The following is an 18727-nucleotide window of genomic DNA, read 5'->3' as shown; positions in this document are numbered from 1 at the left end:
CTGCTCGGAGCCCGTGCCCGGCGCCAGCCGCGTCGCCCTCGCCCTTCCCGGCCGCGAACGGTCCGTACGGGCGGCCCGGGCTCCGAGTCCGCTCGCGTGGACGGCGCCCAGGCCCGAGCTCCGTGGCAACCTGTCGCAAGTGCCCCGTCCGGCGGTGCGGTGTGGCGCCGGACGGCGGTGAGGATGTCTCCTGCGCCACTGACGGTGAGATGAGCCTGCCGAGCGGTGGCCGCGCCGGCAGCGGTGGCCGCGCCGGCCGCCCATACGGGCTTGTCAGGGGCGGGTTTCGTGCCGATCGGCCCTGGGAACAGGCATCCGGCACCGACCCCATCTGGGAGCTCGTTGGCGCGTCTGCGGACATGGCCACCGCGAAGACCCTGCGGCCGGACACCGAGGCGTCCCTGGCGCATGAGGGGAAAGCCGTCCACAGTCGACCGGCCAACCCCCGTGCCCGCGCCGCCACTTCACGCCGCACCTCGTACGGCCTCCGCGGCTGGTGGAGATGCGCGGGCCGCCGCCGCGCTCCCGTGGGGCGGATCGTGCCCAGCACAAACGACGCGGCACCGCGGCGGTGGGCCGCGCCCTCCGCCCGGCTTCGCGTGCCGGGGTCCCGGTTGGTGGCGTTTCTGGCATTATGCGAGTTTCTGATTTCTTAGGGCTCTGTGTGCCAGGAGGAAGCGTCGGTGGAGGGATTCGGTCGCACGCAGAGGAAGGCTCCGTGGGTTCTCGCGGCATGCGTCCTCGTGGCCGGCGGGCTGCTCACCGCTTTCGCGCCTCAGCCGTACATGGGGCTTCCCCTGCTGGCTGCTTCGCCTCTGTTCGCCGGGGCGATGCTGTCGTTCCGCGTCGCTCTGGGCTTCGGGTGCGCGGCCGTTGCGGCCTCGGCGGGCCTGGACCTCTACCGAGGGCGGCCTGCGACAGCGCTCTTGGTGGATCTGGCGGTGATCGGCCTGATCGGGGTCCTGGCCCTGGCAGTGAACGTGCTGATGGGGCGCCAGGGGCGCGACCTCGCAGAGGCGAGAGACGTAGCAGAGGCAGTCCAGTTGGCGGTGCTGCCACAACCCGCCACCCGTGTCGGCCCCTTGACGGTCGCCGCCGGCTACACCGCGGCCCAGGCCGAGGCCCGGATCGGCGGTGACCTGTTCGCGGTACAGGACACGCCATTCGGCGTTCGTATGATCATCGGTGATGTGCGTGGCAAGGGCCTTCAGGCTGTCGCTTCGGTGTCGGTGGCGATTGGCGCGTTCCGCCAGGAGGCCGAGTACGCCTCCGACCTGGCAGCCCTGGCGGAACGGATGGACGACGCACTGTCCAGGGAGGCCGGGCGCAGCCTGCCGGCCGGGATCTCGACCGAGGACTTCACCACGGCCGTACTGGCAGAGGTGTCCGCCGAGGGCGACGTACTACGGTTGCTCAACCGCGGGCACCCGGCACCGTACCTGGTCCACGAAGGACAGCTGATACGACTCGACGCGAGCTTCCCGCAGCTCCCGTTGGGCATGGGACTGGCCAAGATCACGCCCTCCTCCACGCCGGACGATCCCGCGACCGACGTCCTGTCCTTGCCGTTCGGGGCCTTACTGCTGATGGTTACTGACGGTGTCACCGAGGCACGCAACCACGAGGGCGTCTTCTACGATCCCCTCTTGTCCCGACTCGTCGGACTCCGTTTCGCGAACCCCGAATCCCTGGTCAGCGCCCTGACCGCGGATGTACACCGCTGGACGCAGGGCGGGCAGCAGGACGATATGGCCATCCTCGCCGTCACTCGGGGGCCGGGGTCCGGCATCGTCACGTGAGCACTGCTGTGAGCGCGGAGGACCCGGGCACGCAGCGCCTCCGCGCAGTGGCGATGTCCTTCCCCGTGCGAGCCACCGGGGCCCGGCTCGGAGAGTCCGCACATGCCGCGCAGGTTGCCAGCTGCGCAGGCGGCGTGAGCGCCATCATCTCGGGCGTCCGCCACGAACCGAGCGGGGCCTCGCCAGGAGTGCACAGCCACGTCCGTCATGCCGCCGGCTACCGCGCCGAAGCCGGTCACCACGCCGACCACCATGGCGCTCGCGCCTAGATGAGCGGCCGGTGACGGAACCGGGCCCCTCGTAGAGGGAGTCGGCGAGCAGGCTCACCGTGCCGAACGCGAACACGAACCTCCGCGGCCACCCATGCCAGGCCCGGCCGCCTTCCCTTGCGGCGTACGAGCCCGGCTCATGTGACGGCCTGGGCGAGGGCGAAGCCGCCGAAAGCGGCACCGAGGCCGGCGCCGACGGAGACGACGACGTTCGCCGCGGCGAACAAGCGCGCCCCGTCCTCGGCCAGGCGCAACGTCTCATAGGAGAACGTCGAATACGTCGTCAGCGCCCCGCAGAACCCCGTGCCCAGCAGCTCCTGCACGTGATGCCCACCGCTACCGGACAGAGCGGCTCCGGTCAGGATTCCCAGGATCAGGGATCCGATGACATTGACGGTGAAGGTGCCCCAGGGGAAGACAGTGTCGTGGCGGGCCTGGACAGCCCGGTCGGTCAGGTAGCGCGCCGGGGCGCCGACCGCACCGCCGGCGAGCACCAGCAGGAAATCGATCACGGACGCGGGCCTACGGTCTGCTCGAAGCGGACGACCTGGACCGGCTCCAGGGTGATCAGGCCCTGGATGCCCAGTTCTTCCAGGCCGGGCAGGAAATCCCGTAGGCGTTCCTCGGTGTCGACGATGACCACGGCCACGGGCAGGTCATCCGCCATCGACAGCAGCCTCGTGGTGTGGATGATCTGCCGGCCGCCGAAGCCCTCCACGCCGTGGAAGATTGACGCGCCGTTGAGTCCGGCCGCGTGCGCCCGGTGCACGATCTCGGTGCACATCGGCTTGTGGTGCCATCGGTCGGTGTCGTCGATCAGCACGGTCAGCCGCAGTGCTTCCTGTGTGCTCCAGCTCATCGCTCACTCCAGTTCTCCCAGATCCGGCGCGTCGTCCACACGCCGGCACTCACCGCGGCCAGCGCGGCCGCGGCCGTTGCGGCCAGATAGGCCAGCGCGGTGCCGGCGTGCCCGCCGTGCACAAGGCGCTGGATGTCCACGCAGTAGGTGGAGAAGGTCGTGTATCCGCCCAGCACTCCGGTGCCGAGGAACGGTCGCAGCAGGCGGTGCGCGGACCACAACTCCGTGACCGTGACCAGGAAGACGCCGATGACCAGGCAACCGGAGGTATTCACCACCAGCGTGGTCCAGGGGAACGAACCGGCAGCGGTCGGCCACGCCCGGCCGGCACCGAAACGGGCCAGCGCCCCCAGGGCGCCGCCCACCGCGATGACCGCGACAACTGCGTAGTGCGAGCGGCGCGACTCCCGGCGCTGCCGGGCATCCGACAGGCCGACATCGGGATCGACCGGCTCCGGGGCTGCCGGTTTCTCGCTGTCGTTCGAACGCACGGCTCCCCCTACACGTGGTCCCCGCCCGCCGAACGCGGACGCGACTGGTCACGAGTAGGGACCGTTGGCGGCAGCACGTGCCGCGGTTCGGGTACGGCGGGCCCCACCGCCGCGGGCCCGCACACACCGGGCCCTGAACTCCCCCGCAGCCTAGCGGGTCACGGCGTCCGGATCGCGTCCCGACACCGCAGCGTGGCGGTCGTGTCGGGGTACGGAAACGCGTCCCGACAGCCCAGCATGGCGCTCGTGCCGGGCCCAGGAGCAACACCCCCGCGCTCCCGTGCGCTCCACCCTGGAGCGACGGCAGAGCGAACCGCCAAGGGGCCGCGTGGCGCACGGCGCTCCACAGGCCCGATGGCCGGACGCCCACGGCGACTCGCTACCCTGGACAACGCAGCATTCGCACCCATGGCTGCACGGCGGTGGGGCCCGCCGTAACCAACCGCGGCGACGATGCCGACAACGGTCCCTACCTGACCCTTCCGCGCGCCCGCGCGGTCCAGCCGATCAGGTAGGAGCCTGACGCATGGCCTTTGACGACACCCGGACCGACCCACCCGCCGGCCGGAGCGCGGAACCCGCCGATCCCGGCACCGGTATCGCCCCGGGGCCGCCCGAGCGGGGCCGGGGCCGGCGCCGCGAGCAGGCACAGGTCCTCGCCGCCATCGCAGCCGGCGGCGTCCTGGGGGCCTGCGCCCGCTACGGCGCCACCCTCGTCTGGCCCACTGGAACAGGCGCCTTCCCCTGGACCACGTTCTGGATCAACGTCACCGGCTGCGCCGCCATGGGCATCCTCATGGTCCTGATCACCGAACGCTTCACCGCACACCCGCTGACTCGGCCGTTCCTCGGCACGGGCATACTCGGCGGCTACACCACCTTCTCCACCGCCACCCTCGACACCAAGAACCTCCTCGACGGCCACCACGCCGGCACCGCCCTCCTCTACGTCGCCGGCACCCTCGCCGCGGCCATGCTGGCCATCTGGGCCACCACAACCCTCACCCGCCTGATCGCCCTGCCCCGCACCAACGGCGAAGGGAACCAGGCGTGAACTGGCTGATGGTCATCACCGGCGCCATCGTCGGCGCCCCCCTGCGCTACCTCACCGACCGCGCCGTTCAGGCCCGCCACGACACCGTCTTCCCCTGGGGCACCTTCACCGTCAACATCGCCGCCTGCGCCGCCCTGGGCTTCCTCACCGGCGCCGCCACCGCCACCACCGTCCCCCAGGCCGTGCAGCACCTCATCGGGCCCGGCCTGTGCGCGACGCTCAGTACCTACTCCACTTTCTCCTTCGAGAGCCTGCGCCTGGCCGAAACCGGCTCCCGCTACTTCGCCATCGCCAACGCCGGCGTCAGCATCGTCGCCGGCCTCGGCGCCGCCTACGTCGGCGCCGCCCTCGCCCAGGCCGTTTTCGGCTAGCGAGACGATGCGCAGGACCGTCGAATCCGCGTGCAAGGTGGCGACCACCTGCGCACCGATCGGCATACCGTCGCTGCTCGTACCGAACCGCATCGACAGGGCTGAATGCCCTGTCAGGCCGAACGGGACGGTCCGGCTGCGGCGAGAACCGGGCTCTGACCTTACAGAATGCACAAAAAATGGCCATCGGCTCTCCCCGCCGAAGGCGACGCGGCATAATCTTCCGGCATGCTCAACACGCACCGCCTGCACATACTGGCCACAGTCGACCAGGCGGGGAGCATCGCAGGCGCCGCGCGCCAACTGAGACTGTCGCCCTCCGCCGTCTCGCACCAACTGGCCCAGTTGGAGAAGGACGCCGGCGTCAGTCTTGTCGAGCGCGGCCCGCAGAGCCTGCGTCTGACGGCGGCGGGGCGACGGCTGTCGCTGCGCGGGCAGGAAGTCCTGGCCCTCCTGGATTCGGCGGAAAAGGACCTGCGGGCACAGTCACGCGCCGACTCCGGGCATCTGCGGATCGGCTTCTTCGCGTCGGCGGGCTACCAGTTGCTGCCACAGTCGCTGTCCCGGTTCTCGCGCCGCTATCCCGGGGTCGAGTTGGAACTGGTCGAGGGGCAGCCGCACGAATTGGCGCTCAGCGTCCAGCAGGGTGCGATCGACGCCCTGGTGGTCTTCGAGCACGCACTCGACCCGTGGGTGCCGCCGGAGGGCGTCCAGGTGAAGGAACTTTTCCACGAACCGCAGCTCCTGGTGGTGCCGGCCGGGCATCCGGCCGTTCGCCGCGGCCAGGTGAGGCTGGTGGAGCTGGCCGGGGAGCAGTGGATCACGTCGTTCGGGACCGGCACACCGGTGCTCTCCGTGCTCGAACGGGCCTGTGCTCTGGAGGGTTTCGTCCCGAACATCCGGTGTCGCAGTGACCACTACGAGGTGATCGTGGGGCTGGTGCGGGCCGGCATGGGCATCGCGCTGGTCCCGAGTCTGGGAATCAACGACACCACCGGGGTCCAGGTCAGCCGGGTGTCCGGCCCGCTGCTGCACCGGAAGATCGGCGTCGCCTGGCGAACGGAGAACCCGAACCCGGTGCTGAGCAGCTTCACCGCCTACCTGGGCAGCGCCGCCTCCAACCTGCTGGCCACCGGACGTCTCGGCGGCAGCGCCGCGAACTGACCGCGGCCGCCGGGTGGCCACGGCTGTCGCCGCCCGGACCGTACGTCGCGCCCGTACGTCGCTCTCGTGCCGTGCCGCCCGGCGTTCCGGGACGTGCAGCCGGCCGCCCGTACGCACCGCGCTCAGCGCGCGCACACCGCGATCCGCGCCCCGACCTCCCGCATCGCCCGCGTCATGGCGAACTCCTCTCCCGGGGCGCAGTTGGCCAGGACCGCGTAGCAGACCTGCCGGTTGCCGCGGACCACACCGACGTCGCAGCGGACCCCCGCGTCGACACCGGTCTTGTTCGCGACCCACAGTGACGTGCTGGGGACCTCGCGGACCGAGTCGTCCTCGGGGTCGTGCGGGATGAGGGCCGGGACCATCGCGCGGTCGCAGCAGCCGGCCATCCAGCCGAGCAGCAGGCGCGCCCATGGCTCGTCCCCGGCGATCCGCCCGGCGAGCGCGGCCAGTTCCGCCGCGGTGCCGACAGCGAAGGTGGCCGGGTGCTCCGGCAGCCGCGGCTCGCGAATCCGGTCGAGCAACCGGGTGGCGCCCAGCCCCAGCGCCGACGCCCTGTCGTTGACACGCTCAAGACCCACCCGGCGGATCAGGGCGTTCGTGGCGGTGTTGTCGCTCACCGACGTCGTGAGCAGGGCCAGGTCGGCGACGGTCCAGCGGCGCGCGGAAAGACCGGTCAGCAGTCCGGAGCCGCCGCAGTAGTCCTCGTCGAGCAGGTCCACCGGCTCGTCGGCCCGCAGATCCCCGTCGGTGAGGCCGTGGGCGACCTCGGCAAGCAACAGCAACTTGCCCACGCTGGCGAGCCGCAGCACCTCGTCGGCGCGGTGCTCCACCATGCCGGGGACCGCGACCGACAGCACGCCCGGCAGGTCCGGGGGGACGCTGCGGGGCAGCTGCGACGGACGACCGCCGCTCAGCACGCCAGCACCCGCCCCGGCCGTGCCGACGTCACCGCGCCGTCCTCCACCACCACTGCTCCGGCCACCACGACCAGCCGGATTCCGCTCGGAACCAGCAACGGGTCGGCGAAGGTGGCCCGGTCGGCGACGGCCGCCGGGTCGAAAACCACCAGGTCCGCGTGGGCGCCGTCGCGCAGCACCCCCCGGCCGGGCAGACCGAAGCGGGTCGCGGTGGCGCCGGTCATCTTGTGGATGGCCTCCGTAAGGCCGAGCAGGCCCAACTCCCTTACATAGCGCCCGAGAACGCGGACGAACGTACCGCCCCAGCGCGGATGGGGCAGGCCGGGCCTGGGCACTCCGTCCGAACCGATCATGGCGAACGGCGCGGCGAGCACCCGCCGGACGTCGTCCTCCCGCATCGAGTGGCTGATGATCGTCACGTCCCCCTCCTCGGCCAGCAGCAGATCGGCGACCACGTCGAGGGTATCGGCGCCGCGCTCGGCGGCGATGTCGGCGATGCTCCGGCCCTGCAGCTCGGGATGGCGCACGGCGCCGGCCACCGATATACGGTCCCAGCCGCCGTTGCCCACGGTGTTCTCCCAGCCGGCCGCGCCGTCCGCGATGGCGGCGCGCATCCTGGTCCGCTCACCGGTGTCACGCAGCCGCTCCAGCAGGCGCGTCGTACCGCCGTCGTGCGCCCACGGCGGCAGCATCGCGGCGAGGGCAGTACTCCCGGCGGTGTACGGGTAGACGTCGCAGGTCACATCCATTCCCTCGGCTCGAAGCGCCAGCAGGCGCGGCAGGGTCCGCTCGGTGCCGCCCCATCCGTACCGGCCGGCCGTCTTGTGGTGCGAGACGTGCAGGGGGGCGCCGCTGTCGCGGGCGATCCGCACCGCCTCCTCCAGTGCGGCCTCGACCCGGGACATCTCGTCGCGCAAATGCGTCACGTACGGCTTGCCGTGCCGGGCCGCCACGGCCGCGAGGGCCGTGACCTCGGCCGTGTCGGCGTAGGAGCCGGGGGTGTAGATCAGGCCGGTCGAGAGGCCTGCGGCGCCCGAGCCGAGCGCTTCGTCCAACACCCGGCACATGGAGTCGAGTTCGGCCGTGGTGACGGCACGGTCGGTGGGCCCGACCACCGCGCCGCGCAGGGTGCCGTGTCCGACGAGCGACGCCAAATGGTTCGGCCGGCCGGCCTCGGCGTGCGCGCGGGCGAACGCGCCGAAGTCCGGATACGGCGCGGGGAACGCGCTGTCCCCGCAGTTCCCGCAGATCTCGGTGGTCACGCCCTGGAGCACCGCGGCGTGCGCCGGCACCGTCCCGGTGCGGTCGAGGGTGGACAGGTCGGAGTGCGTGTGCGCGTCGATGAAACCGGGCGCCACGACGCAGCCGGGGACGTCCAGCACCCGGGCGGCGTGGGCGGGGGCGTCCGGCGGAAGCACATGGACCCGGCCCGCGGTGATCCCGATCCGGCCGGCGGTCAACGGTGCGCCGGTGCCGTCGGCGATGTCCGCGCCCCGGATCAGCAGGTCGAAGTGGAGCGCTCTCACCGCACCTCGCAACTGTCGCCGACGGGAACAGCGTTGACCGGCTGCGCGAGGTCCTCCCCCGCGTCGCCGTGCGGTGCGGCGCACACGCCGTGGCCCGACGCGCGCTGCGGCAGGCGGCGCCGTAGGACAGCACCTGCGCCGACGCCGGTACCGTCGGCCGCGCCTGCGCCGGGTGCGGTGGCGGGCGCAGTCCCCCGCCGGGCGGGACCGGTTGCGGCGTGGGAACACGCCCGGTCCGGGGTCGGCAGGTGCGCGCCGACCGCGGTGGACGGCTGGTTCATGGACTGCCTCGCTGGGGTTGTCGGCTGGTCGGGGGATCGGGGGATCGGGATCAGCGTGCCGCGCGGCGGACGTTCCGGCGCCGCACCCACGAAAACCTCGCCGCTCACCGATGAGTTCCCTCCGGCCCAGGCGATCGCGCCCTCCACGACGGCGACGATGTCGGCTCATCAGGCACATCGGCTCCGCCCCACCCGGTGCGAGACCGTGCGAGAGGCCGCGCTGAACCGGCGGCCCCCGAACCGTCGGTGACCGATCCGCTGAACGCCGAACCGGCCCGCGAAGCCCGATCCGCAGGACCGGGCTGACCGAGCCGCACGAACCCGACAGAGACGTACGACGAGGAGCACCCATGACCGTGGCCGAGGACACCGCCGACCCGCGTGAGGTCCGCCGCCACGGCGACTGGCCGTCACCCCTGAGCCCCGAACTGGCGGCGGCGGAGCCCGGCGCGCCGTCCTGGCCCGCCGTGGCCGGCGCCGAGACCTGGTGGCTCGCACCCGACCCGGCGACCGCCGCGGTGCGGCTGCTGCGCCGCGCCGAGCCCGAGGGAGCGCCGGAGGAGGCTCTCGGACCGGACTGGCCCGTCGGCAGCCGCGCGATCGGCTACGGCGGACGCCCGTACCTGGTCGTGCCGGGCGGACGGACGCACCTCCTCGTCTTCTGCCGGACGTCCGATCAGCGCCTGTACGCCGCTCGGGTACCGGCGGCGGGCGCCACCGGCCCCGGGACCGGCTCCGACGTCGGCACCGCGCCGGCTCCCCTCACCCCGGCCGACCCGCCCGGGTTCCGCGTCACGTACGCCGACCCGGTCCTGGGCCCAGACGGTGACGAGGTCTGGTGCGTACGGGAGGTGACCCGCGTGCCGACGGGGGGCGCGCCCGACGACCCCGCGCCGCGTACCGTACGCGCGGTCGTGGCCGTGCCGCTGTCGGGCGCGGCGGGCGACGACCCGGACGCCGTCCGCGTGGTGGCGTCCTCACACCACTTCCTGTCCGGGGTCCGGGTGAGCCCGGACGGGCGGCGACTCGCGTGGATCGGCTGGAACCACCCGGACATGCCGTGGGACACCAGCGATCTGATGGTCTCCCCGCTCCACGAAGGCAGAGCGGTCGATCCGGTACGGGTCCTCGGCGGCCCGGGCGTCTCCGTGCCGCAGGCCGAATGGGCCGGCCCGGACACCCTTTACGCGATGGCGGACCCGGACGGCTGGTGGAACCTGCACCGGGTCGAACTGGCGGCCGGCCGCCCGGCCGCCGCGGCCTGCGTGCTGCGCACCGACACCGAGTGCTCGCACCCGATCTGGCGGGTGGGGGCCACGTCGTTCGCGGTCACCGAGGCGGGCGTGGTCTTCGCGAAGGGCGGCGACGAGCAGTCCCTGGTGGTGTGGGACCCGGCCGACGGCTCCGTCACACGGATCGCCGAGGAATGGACCGAGTTCGGGATCGGGTTGTGCGGCGACGCGCACTCGGTGGCCGTGGTGGCGGCGAGCCCGACCGAGAGCGCCACGCCACTGCGGGTGACGCTCCCCACCGCACCCGCGGCGGCGGCCACCGGCGCACCGGCTGCCGCGGCCGCCGGCGCGCCCGCTGTCGTACGCCGGTGCGTCGCCCCGGCCGAGGAGCCGTACCGCCGCTGGCTGTCACTCCCCCGGCGCCGGGTCGCCGTCTCGGACGGCTGGGATGTGCCCTACGTCTACTACCCGCCGACCAACCCCGACCACTCCGGGCCGGTCGACGCACTCCCACCGCTGCTGATCGACGTCCACGGCGGGCCCACCAACCGCACCGGCGCGACGCGCAGCCTGGCGCTCTCGCTGTTCACCAGCCGCGGTTTCGCGGTGGCGTCGGTGGACCACGGCGGATCGACCGGATACGGGCGGGCGTACCGCGACCGGCTGCGGCACGCCTGGGGCGTGGTGGACGTGCGGGACAGCGTCGCCGTAGCACGGTCGCTGGCCGCCGAGGGACTGGCCGACCCGCGGCGTACCGCCATCCGCGGCGGCTCGGCCGGGGGCTGGACCGCCCTGGCCGCCCTCGCCCACAGCGACGTGTTCAGCTGCGGCGCCGTCTACTATCCGATCAGCGACTCGCTGACCTGGTCGCACGGTGCGACTCATGACTTCGAGAGCCGCTACATCGAGTCGCTGGTCGGCCGGTTGCCCGACGACGAGGAGCACCACCGCCGGGTGTCGCCGCTGGCCAACGCGGCAGGCATCACCGTGCCGTTCGTCATGTTCCAGGGACTCGACGACCCGATCTGCCGCCCGGACCAGGCGCGGCGGATGGTCGAAGCGGTCGACGCGGCCCATGGACCGGGTCTGTGCTTTCGCCACCTGGAGTTCCCGGGCGAGGGCCACGGATTCCGCCGCGGCGCCACCACACTCGCCTGCCTGCGCGCCGAGCTCGCTCTCTACGCCCAGGTCATGGGCCCGAGTTGAGGCATCGAAGACTTCGATGCTCAGAGACGCAACCGCTCATGGAACGCCGCCGTTCCCCCATGGGTTGTCATTCTCTCCACCTGAGCTTCAGGCGATCGTGAGGTGCGGTTATGCCACCGGATGCCATGACGTCGGCACCGGTCCCGTCGGTTCCCGCGCCCGACCGGCGCGCCACCGGCCCGCGGGCAGGACACACCACGGCGCATACCCCGGCGCCCGCACGCACCCGCCTCGCAGCGGCGCGCACTCACCGTGGAGCAGCGCGTACCCACCTCATGCCCAGGCCCACCCGCCGTTTACGCACCTGCCCGAGGCGCCGGCGGGCGCGTACCCGCCACTGATGGACCGGCCGGCTCCCCCCGTACGTACCCCCTTCCCCACACGCACCTGCCCGGGCCTGCACAGCCCTCTCCTTCCCAACTTCGGAGATCCTCTATGGTTCTGCGCGAACGCCACAGGCCGCGCACCGCTCTGGCCGCGACAGCCGCCTGTGCCCTGTCCCTGGCCGCCCCGGCAGCGCTGGTGAGTCCGGCGGCGGCCGCCACCCCGCACAACGCCCCCGGGAAAACGCTCCGCGTCGCGATGGACAGTTCGGGGGTGGACACCCTCAACCCGTTCACGTCCTACTTCAACGGCTCCCTCGACATCTTCGGCAGCATTTACCCGACGCTCACCGTGATCAACAAGGACGGGCGGCCCAGCCCCTACCTGGCCACGTCCTGGTCGATATCGTCCGACCACCTCACCTGGACCTTCAAGATCCGCAAGGGGCTGAAGTGGAGTGACGGCCGTCCGCTGACCGCGGCGGACGCCGCCTGGACGCTGAATCTGATCATGACCAACGAGACCGCGGCCACCGCCAACGGCTCGCTGGTCTCCAACTTCACGTCCGTCACCGCGCCCGACCCCACCACCCTGGTGATCAGGACGAAGCACCCGCAGTCCAACCTCACCTACGTCAGCACCCCGATCTACAGCATCCCGATCGTGCCGGAGCACATCTGGAAGGCGCACGTCGCGGGCCTCAAGGACTACAGGAACGACTCGTTCCCGGTCGTCGGCTACGGTCCCTGGAAGCTCACCGGCTACAAGACCGACCAGTACGCGACGCTGGACGCCAACAAGTCGTTCATCCTGGGCGCGCCCGCGTACGACCACATGGTCGACCAGCTCTACAAGAACAGCGACAGCGCGGTCGCGGCCCTGCGCTCCGGCCAGTTGGACTACATCAACGGGGTCAACGCCACCGAGTACACCGCACTGAAGCGGGACTCGGGCGTCTCGACCGCGGAGTCCGTGGGCAACGGCTGGACCGGGCTCGAACTGAACCCCGGCGCCAGGACCCGCAGCGGCAAGCCGCTCGGCACCGGCAACCCCGCGCTCACCGATCCGCGGGTGCGCCGCGCGATATCCCTCGGTGTGGACAAGCAGACCCTGCTCAAGAAGGTCATCGACGGCTACGGCACGGTCGGTGAGGGGTACCTGACGCCGGCCTGGTCGCAGTGGGTGTGGAAGCCCTCGCCCGGCCAGGAGCAGAGATATGACCCCGCGAAAGCGAACCAGCTTCTGGACAAGGCCGGTTACAAGCGCGGGGCGAACGGCATCCGGATCAGCCCCAAGACCGGCAAGGCGCTCGCCCTGAGACTCGGTATCCACTCCGACGACTCCACCGACGCGGCGATAGCCCCGTACGTGGCGGGCTGGCTCAAGGCCCTCGGCATCAAGGTGGTCATCGACCCGATGAGCATGAGCGCACTCAACAGCGACCTGGGCAAGGGCGACTGGGACATGCTGATGGACGCCTGGACGAACGGCCCGGACCCGACGTACATCCTCGGGATCCAGAGCTGCACCACCCTCCCCGACGACCAGGGCAGCGGCGGCAACACGGACTCGTTCTTCTGCGACCCCGCCTACGAGAAGCTGTTCGCGAAGCAGCAGACCGAGTTCGACCCGGCGCAGCGGACGAAGACCGTCGACCAGATGCAGCAGATCCTCTACAACGCCGATGTCGACCTGATGCTGTACAACAGCACCACGAAGATCGCGCTGTCCTCCGACCTCGCCGGCATGAACACCGGCAAGCCGGACGCGCAGGGTGCCTACCCGGCGCAGAGCTCGTTCTGGAGCTGGCTGGACGCGACCCCCAAGGCCGGCGGCGGTTCGTCTTCCGGCGACGTCGGCCTGTGGCTGGGCATCGCCTTCGCTGTCATCGTGGTCGGCGCGGGCGTCGCCGTGGTCCGGCGCAGGGCGGGGGTGGACGACCGTGAGTAATCCCGTCACCGCCACCGATCCGGCCGCCGAGGTCGTCCAGCTGCCCACGAGGAGCCCTCGCGCGCCGCGGCTGCCCTGGGCCCGCTATCTGGCCGCCAAACTCGGCGCGGCCGTCGTCAGTTTCGCCGTCACCCTGGTCATCGGCTTCGTCCTGTTCAACATGATGCCGTCCGACCCGGTCCGCACCATGACCCGCGGCCGGCCGGTCAGTCCGGCGCAACTCATCCAGCTGCGCTCCCAACTCGGCCTGGACAAGCCGGTCTGGCAGCGGTTCCTGGGCTTCGTCAACGACACCCTGCACGGCCGTCTGGGCTACTCCTGGGAGTACCAGCGGTCGGTGGCCTCCCTGGTGATGGGCCGGATCGGCCCGACGCTGCTGCTGATGGGCACGTCCTTCGTGATCTCGGTGCTGCTCGGGCTGTGGCTCGGCCAGCGCAGCGGCTGGCGCGCCGGGAGCCGGTTCGACCGGATCACGTCGTCCATCGCGCTGACGCTGTGGTCGGTGCCCACCTTCTGGCTGGGCATGATCCTGCTGCTGGTGTGCAGTGTCGGCATCGGCCCGATCCACGGCTTCCTGCCGACCGGCGGCATGAGCGACCCGTCCCTGCCGCAGAGCGGCATGCGGCACTACGTGGACGTGGCCCAGCATCTGGTACTGCCCGCGCTGACCATGATCCTCGTCGTGTACGCCCAGTACGTGACCATCATGCGGTCCTCGATCATCGAGGAGACCGGCAGTCCCTACCTGCTGACCGCTCGGGCCAAGGGGCTGAGGGACGACCACGTGCGCCGCCGCCACGCCCTGCCCAACGCCCTGCTGCCCTCGGTGACCATGATCTTCATGCACCTCGGCACCCTGATCAGCGGCGCCGTCACCGTCGAGGCGGTCTACTCCTGGCCCGGCCTCGGCGACCTCACCTACGAGGCGCTCAAAATCCCCGACCTGCCCCTGCTTCAGGGCACCTTCATCGTCTTCAGCGCGAGTGTGATCATCATGAATCTCCTGGCGGATCTCGCCTACCGGCTCCTCGACCCGCGGGTGCGCGCCCAGTGAGCGCCGCGCAGGCCCTTCGCGCCCAGGACGTCGCGGCGGCCGTCCCCGCCCGGTTCGCCGGCGCGCGCCGCTTCGCCCGCGCCTTCTGGCACCGCAGGTCCGGCGTGGCCGGGGTGGCCGTGCTGCTGCTGTTCTCCCTGCTCGCCCTGCTCTCGCCGCTGTTCATCAGCCAGGACCAGTTGGACGTCACCACGGTGAACGGACCGCTGCTGGCCGCGCCCGGCGGGCACTACCCGCTGGGCACCGACCAGGCGGGCCGCAACGTACTGCTCCTGATGGTCTGGGGCTCACGGGAATCACTGCGGGTCGGCGTCATCGCCACCGTGCTGACCGTGGTCATCGGCGCGGGGATCGGGATACTGGCCGGCCACTACGGCGGTTTCGTCGGCCGTGCGCTGATGCACGTGACCGACTGGTTCATCGCGCTGCCCAGCCTGCCGCTGGCCATCTCGCTGGCGGCGGTGCTCGGCCAGGGCGAGACCTCGATCACCATCGCGATCGCCGCCACGTCCTGGACCGCGACCGCCCGTCTGGTGCGGGCGCAGACGCTGGCCGTCGAGGCGCGCCCGTTCGTCGAGCGGGCCCGCGCGCTGGGCGCCGGCGACCGGCAGATCATGCTGCGGCAGGTGCTCCCCAACGTGATGCCGCTGATCCTGGTGTCCAGCACCCTGACGGTGGCCGGGGCGCTGCTGTCCGAGGCCACCCTCACCTTCCTCGGTCTGGGCAACCCCGCCAGCATCACCTGGGGCGAGCTGCTGAACAACGCGTTCTTCAACGGCGCGTTCACCGCCGACGCCTGGTGGTGCCTGCTGCCGCCGGGTCTGGCGATCCTCGTGGTGGTCCTGGGCTTCACGCTCACCGGCCGCGCCGTGGAACACGTACTCGACCCGCGGACGGAGGACAAGCGTTGACCACGAAGACCGCGGACGCGGCCACCAACCCGACGAACCACGACGACACACCGCTGCTGGAGGTCCGCGACCTGCGGGTCACCTACCGCCAGGGCGACCACGAAGTCCCCGCCGTACGAGGGGTCGACTTCAGCCTCGCGCCCGGCGACACACTGGGCATCGCCGGGGAGTCCGGCTGCGGCAAATCCACGATGGCCCTCAGCCTGCTGCGGCTCCAGGACCGCAGGGCGAAGGTCACCGGCGAGGTGCTGTACCAGGGCGAGAACCTGCTGACCGCCAGATGGGTACGGTTGCGGGCGGTGCGCTGGGCCGGCGCGTCGGTGGTGTTCCAGGGCGCGATGAGCGCGCTGAACCCGGTGCACACCGTGCTGGACCAGGTCGCCGAGCCGATCGTGCTGCACGACAAGGTCCGGGTGAAGGACGCGGAGCGGCGCGCCACCGAACTCCTCGACCGCGTCGGCATCCCCGCCCGGCGGGTGCGCGGCTACCCGCACGAGTTCTCCGGCGGGCAGCGGCAGCGGGTGATGATCGCCATGGCGCTGGCCTGCCGCCCCGACCTGATCATCGCCGACGAGCCCACCACCGCGCTGGACGTCATGGTGCAGGCCCAGATCCTGGAGCTGCTGGCCGAGACCGTCCGGGAGTCGCGGATCGCCGTCATGATGATCACCCACGACCTGTCTCTCCTGGCCCACACCTGCGACCGGCTCGCGGTGATGTACGCGGGCCGGATCGTCGAGCTCGGCCCCTCCCGGCAGGTGCTGCAGCAGCCCGAGCACCCCTACACCCGCGCTCTGTCGCGGGCGTTTCCCACCATCGGCGACCCGGCCTCGCGGCGCGCCCCGGCCGGTCTGGCCGGCGACCCGCCGCGTCCGTCGGAGATCGGAACGGGCTGCGAGTTCGCGCCCCGCTGCCCCGGGGTGCTTCCTGTCTGCCGCACCGAGGAGATGCGGCTGTGGCCCGCCGGGCCCGACCGGCACGCCGCGTGTGTGCGCGTGCTGCCCGACCACGGAGGTAAGGCGTGAGAAGCGAACCCAGCCAGTCGTCGGCCGCGTTGGAGGTCCGCGACCTGTCGGTGGTCTACCCCGCCTCGCGCGGACGTGGCCCGGCCCGCGCCGTCGACGGCGTCAATCTGCGCATCGGCAAGGGCGAGATCGTCGCGTTGATCGGTGAGTCGGGGTGCGGCAAGTCCACCCTGGCCCGGGCACTCGTCGGCCTGGTCGAACCGACCAGCGGCGAGGTGCTCTACGAGGACACGGCGCTGGACTACTCCGCCAAGGGGCTCAAACGCTACCGGCGCCACACCCAACTGGTTCTGCAGGACCCGGGCGGCGCCCTGAACCCCAAGCAGAACGTCTACGACGCGGTGGCCCTGGGGCCACGCCTGCACGGGCTCACCGAGGGACTGCCGCTCAGGGTGCACGAGGCGCTGTCCCAGGCCGGACTGCGGCCACCGGAGGACTACTTCGACCGCTACCCGCACGAGATGTCCGGCGGCCAGCAGCAGCGCGTCGTCATCGCCGGTGTGCTGGCGCTCAACCCCTCCGTCATCGTCGCTGACGAGCCGGTGGCGTCACTGGACGCCTCGGTGCGCGGAGAGATCCTCAAGCTCATCCTCGGGCTGCGCGACCAACTCGGCCTGTCGGCACTGGTGGTGAGCCACGACCTCGGACTGGCCTGGAACATCGCCGACCGGGTGGCGGTGATGTACCTGGGTCGGGTGGTCGAACAGGGCACCGTGGAAGAGGTGCTGCTGCAACCCCAACACCCCTACACCCGGGCCCTCTTGTCCGTGGTACCGACTGGTGCCGACGACTGGCGCCCGACGCTGCTGACCGGTGAGCCGCCGGACCCGACCGCGATTCCCGCCGGCTGCCGCTTCCATCCGCGCTGCGGCCGGTGGGCCGGCGCCTCGGCCGCCGATCGCGCCTCGGGCGCGTGCGACCGACGCGAACTGCCGGTGCTGGCACCGGACGTCTCCGCTGCCTCCTGCCACCTCCTGAACTCGACAACGCTGGAGAACGTATGACTCTGCTGCGCCCGCCCGCACTGCGCCCCGGTGACACCGTCGCCGTGATCTGCGCCAGCTCGCCGGTGGACAACCAGGAGCACCTGGAGTCGGGCCTGGCCGCCATGCGGTCGGTGGGCCTCGTGCCGGAGGTCTTCGGGTCGGCCCGCGACGCCGGCAGCATCTACGACTACCTGGCCGGCGAGGACACGTTGCGCGCCGGGGACCTGACGCGCGCGCTGACCGATCCTGCCTACGCCGGCGTCTTCCTCGCCTGTGGCGGTTACGGCGCCCAGCGGACACTGGAGTTGGTGGACTGGAGCCGTGTCGACCCGCGCCGTCCGAAGGTCGTCGTCGGCTACTCCGACGTGACCGCGCTGCTGGAGGCGCTCGCGACGAAGCTGGGCTGGGTCTCCCTGTTCGGGCCGATGGTGGCGTGCGGCGGCTTCTGGGAGGGCCCGCAGGAATACGACTTCACGGAGCTCATGAAGCTGCTGTACACGCCGGGCGACGTCAAGGAGCTGAGCTTCCCCGGGGCGCGGACGCTGGTTCCCGGCGTGGCCGAGGGCATGACCCTCGGCGGCACGGCGTCCTTGATCGCGGCGAGCTTCGGCACCGACACCTCCTACCCTGCGAAGGACGCCATCCTCTTCCTGGAGGACGTCGACGAACTGCCCTTCCGCATCGACCGGATCGTCACCCAGATCCGGCGGGCGAAGTCCTACCTCGACGGGGTGGCCGGCATCATCCTCGGCACGTTCACCGAGTGCGGCGATCCCGCGCACGTGGACCGGCTGCTGGACGAGCGCTTCGGTGACCTCGGCGTGCCCGTGCTGGCGGGCGTCAACATCGGGCACAACACGCGGATGCAGACGTTCCCGGTCGGCGTGCGGGCCCGCCTGGACGTCGACGGGGCCCGGCTGACGTTCCTTGATCAGGTCCTCACCGACCCGGAGGAGTGAGCACGCCCGGCCCGAAACGGCCGGCTGCCCCGGACATCACCCGGAGCGGCCGGCCGTTCGCTGTTGCCGGCTGACCACCGACGGCCGACGCGGGGGCCTCAGACGGGCAGGTGCGGCAGGTCATCCTGTGCCGCGCGGCGGACGACGGTCAGGGCCTCGCCGCCGCGCACCGCCACCACCGGCCGCCGTGGCGCCTGGTCGGCATCGCAAGGGTGACCCCAGCAGGGCGTACGGGCCGGGGATGGGGCGAGTGCTGCGCCCTGGCTGCGAAGAGATCGCCGCCGGACTTCGTGGACACGGCCGAGGCACCTCCAGAGGGCCGGCCGCTCTCGGCATCACGTGATCG

Annotated in this window: 17 protein-coding genes; 11 read left to right on the top strand and 6 right to left on the bottom strand. The window is 71.7% G+C overall.

Annotation, left to right across the window (positions count from 1 at the left end; translation table 11 throughout):
- Nucleotides 1–743 precede the first annotated feature (743 nt).
- Nucleotides 744–1799: a PP2C family protein-serine/threonine phosphatase gene (locus OG310_RS35330; RefSeq protein ID WP_329459930.1), complete on the top strand. Its 1056-nt coding sequence runs from the start codon at nt 744–746 to the stop codon at nt 1797–1799.
- A 406-nt stretch (nt 1800–2205) separates the two neighbouring features.
- On the opposite strand, the gene crcB is transcribed toward OG310_RS35330, so the two are convergent.
- From crcB to OG310_RS35315, 3 genes are read right to left on the bottom strand one after another with little or no spacing between them, the layout of a single operon-like run.
- Complete coding sequence (gene crcB, locus OG310_RS35325) at nt 2206–2577, bottom strand: fluoride efflux transporter CrcB (protein ID WP_329460525.1); 372 nt, start codon at nt 2575–2577, stop codon at nt 2206–2208.
- Nucleotides 2577–2927 carry a DUF190 domain-containing protein gene (locus tag OG310_RS35320; RefSeq protein ID WP_329459929.1) on the bottom strand — a complete coding sequence of 117 codons (351 nt, stop codon included), beginning with the start codon at nt 2925–2927 and terminating at the stop codon, nt 2577–2579. The genes crcB and OG310_RS35320 overlap by 1 nt, the downstream gene beginning before the upstream one ends.
- Nucleotides 2924–3418 carry a fluoride efflux transporter FluC gene (locus OG310_RS35315; RefSeq protein ID WP_443078808.1) on the bottom strand — a complete coding sequence of 165 codons (495 nt, stop codon included), beginning with the start codon at nt 3416–3418 and terminating at the stop codon, nt 2924–2926. The genes OG310_RS35320 and OG310_RS35315 overlap by 4 nt, the downstream gene beginning before the upstream one ends.
- Before the next feature lie 526 nt (nt 3419–3944).
- Between OG310_RS35315 and OG310_RS35310 the strand changes: the two genes are divergently transcribed.
- The 3 genes from OG310_RS35310 to OG310_RS35300 all read left to right on the top strand — a co-directional run bounded on the left by OG310_RS35310 (nt 3945) and on the right by OG310_RS35300 (nt 6007).
- Nucleotides 3945–4472 carry a fluoride efflux transporter FluC gene (locus OG310_RS35310; protein WP_329459928.1) on the top strand — a complete coding sequence of 176 codons (528 nt, stop codon included), beginning with the start codon at nt 3945–3947 and terminating at the stop codon, nt 4470–4472.
- Nucleotides 4469–4843 (top strand): fluoride efflux transporter FluC, encoded by a 375-nt coding sequence (locus OG310_RS35305; RefSeq protein ID WP_329459927.1) that lies wholly within the window; start codon nt 4469–4471, stop codon nt 4841–4843. Before OG310_RS35310 ends, OG310_RS35305 begins: the two co-directional genes overlap by 4 nt.
- A 228-nt stretch (nt 4844–5071) precedes the next feature.
- Nucleotides 5072–6007, top strand: coding sequence for a LysR family transcriptional regulator (locus OG310_RS35300; RefSeq protein ID WP_329459926.1), 936 nt, complete (start codon nt 5072–5074; stop codon nt 6005–6007).
- A gap of 122 nt (nt 6008–6129) precedes the next feature.
- On the opposite strand, the gene OG310_RS35295 is transcribed toward OG310_RS35300, so the two are convergent.
- Genes OG310_RS35295 through OG310_RS35285 form a run of 3 tightly spaced genes read right to left on the bottom strand, consistent with a single transcriptional unit; the run spans nt 6130 to nt 8734 of the window.
- Nucleotides 6130–6927 (bottom strand): serine hydrolase, encoded by a 798-nt coding sequence (locus OG310_RS35295; protein ID WP_329459925.1) that lies wholly within the window; start codon nt 6925–6927, stop codon nt 6130–6132.
- Complete coding sequence (locus tag OG310_RS35290) at nt 6921–8453, bottom strand: N-acyl-D-amino-acid deacylase family protein (RefSeq protein ID WP_329459924.1); 1533 nt, start codon at nt 8451–8453, stop codon at nt 6921–6923. The genes OG310_RS35295 and OG310_RS35290 overlap by 7 nt, the downstream gene beginning before the upstream one ends.
- Nucleotides 8450–8734, bottom strand: coding sequence for a hypothetical protein (locus OG310_RS35285; protein ID WP_329459923.1), 285 nt, complete (start codon nt 8732–8734; stop codon nt 8450–8452). The genes OG310_RS35290 and OG310_RS35285 overlap by 4 nt, the downstream gene beginning before the upstream one ends.
- Nucleotides 8735–9084: 350 nt before the next feature.
- On the opposite strand from OG310_RS35285, the gene OG310_RS35280 reads away from it, so the two are divergent.
- From OG310_RS35280 to OG310_RS35250, 7 genes are all read left to right on the top strand, one after another.
- The gene (locus tag OG310_RS35280; RefSeq protein WP_329459922.1) at nt 9085–11172 is read left to right on the top strand and encodes a prolyl oligopeptidase family serine peptidase; all 2088 of its coding nucleotides are present in this window, start codon (nt 9085–9087) and stop codon (nt 11170–11172) included.
- A 435-nt stretch (nt 11173–11607) separates the two neighbouring features.
- A complete protein-coding gene (locus tag OG310_RS35275; RefSeq protein ID WP_329459921.1) occupies nt 11608–13446 on the top strand; it encodes an ABC transporter substrate-binding protein in 1839 nt (612 codons plus the stop codon).
- Nucleotides 13439–14500 (top strand): ABC transporter permease, encoded by a 1062-nt coding sequence (locus OG310_RS35270; RefSeq protein ID WP_329459920.1) that lies wholly within the window; start codon nt 13439–13441, stop codon nt 14498–14500. Before OG310_RS35275 ends, OG310_RS35270 begins: the two co-directional genes overlap by 8 nt.
- Nucleotides 14497–15411 carry an ABC transporter permease gene (locus OG310_RS35265; RefSeq protein ID WP_329459919.1) on the top strand — a complete coding sequence of 305 codons (915 nt, stop codon included), beginning with the start codon at nt 14497–14499 and terminating at the stop codon, nt 15409–15411. Before OG310_RS35270 ends, OG310_RS35265 begins: the two co-directional genes overlap by 4 nt.
- Nucleotides 15408–16436, top strand: a complete 1029-nt coding sequence (locus tag OG310_RS35260) for an ABC transporter ATP-binding protein (protein ID WP_329459918.1) — start codon at nt 15408–15410, stop codon at nt 16434–16436. The genes OG310_RS35265 and OG310_RS35260 overlap by 4 nt, the downstream gene beginning before the upstream one ends.
- On the top strand, nt 16433–17440 hold the full coding sequence (locus OG310_RS35255) for an ABC transporter ATP-binding protein (RefSeq protein ID WP_329459917.1): 1008 nt from the start codon (nt 16433–16435) through the stop codon (nt 17438–17440). Before OG310_RS35260 ends, OG310_RS35255 begins: the two co-directional genes overlap by 4 nt.
- The gene (locus OG310_RS35250) at nt 17437–18381 is read left to right on the top strand and encodes a S66 peptidase family protein (RefSeq protein ID WP_329459916.1); all 945 of its coding nucleotides are present in this window, start codon (nt 17437–17439) and stop codon (nt 18379–18381) included. The genes OG310_RS35255 and OG310_RS35250 overlap by 4 nt, the downstream gene beginning before the upstream one ends.
- The last annotated feature ends 346 nt before the right edge of the window (nt 18382–18727 follow it).

Origin of the sequence: Streptomyces sp. NBC_01497, from assembly GCF_036250695.1 — a bacterium.
Taxonomy (GTDB): Bacteria; Actinomycetota; Actinomycetes; order Streptomycetales; family Streptomycetaceae; genus Streptomyces.
This window is presented reverse-complemented; position numbering and strand designations above follow the sequence as displayed.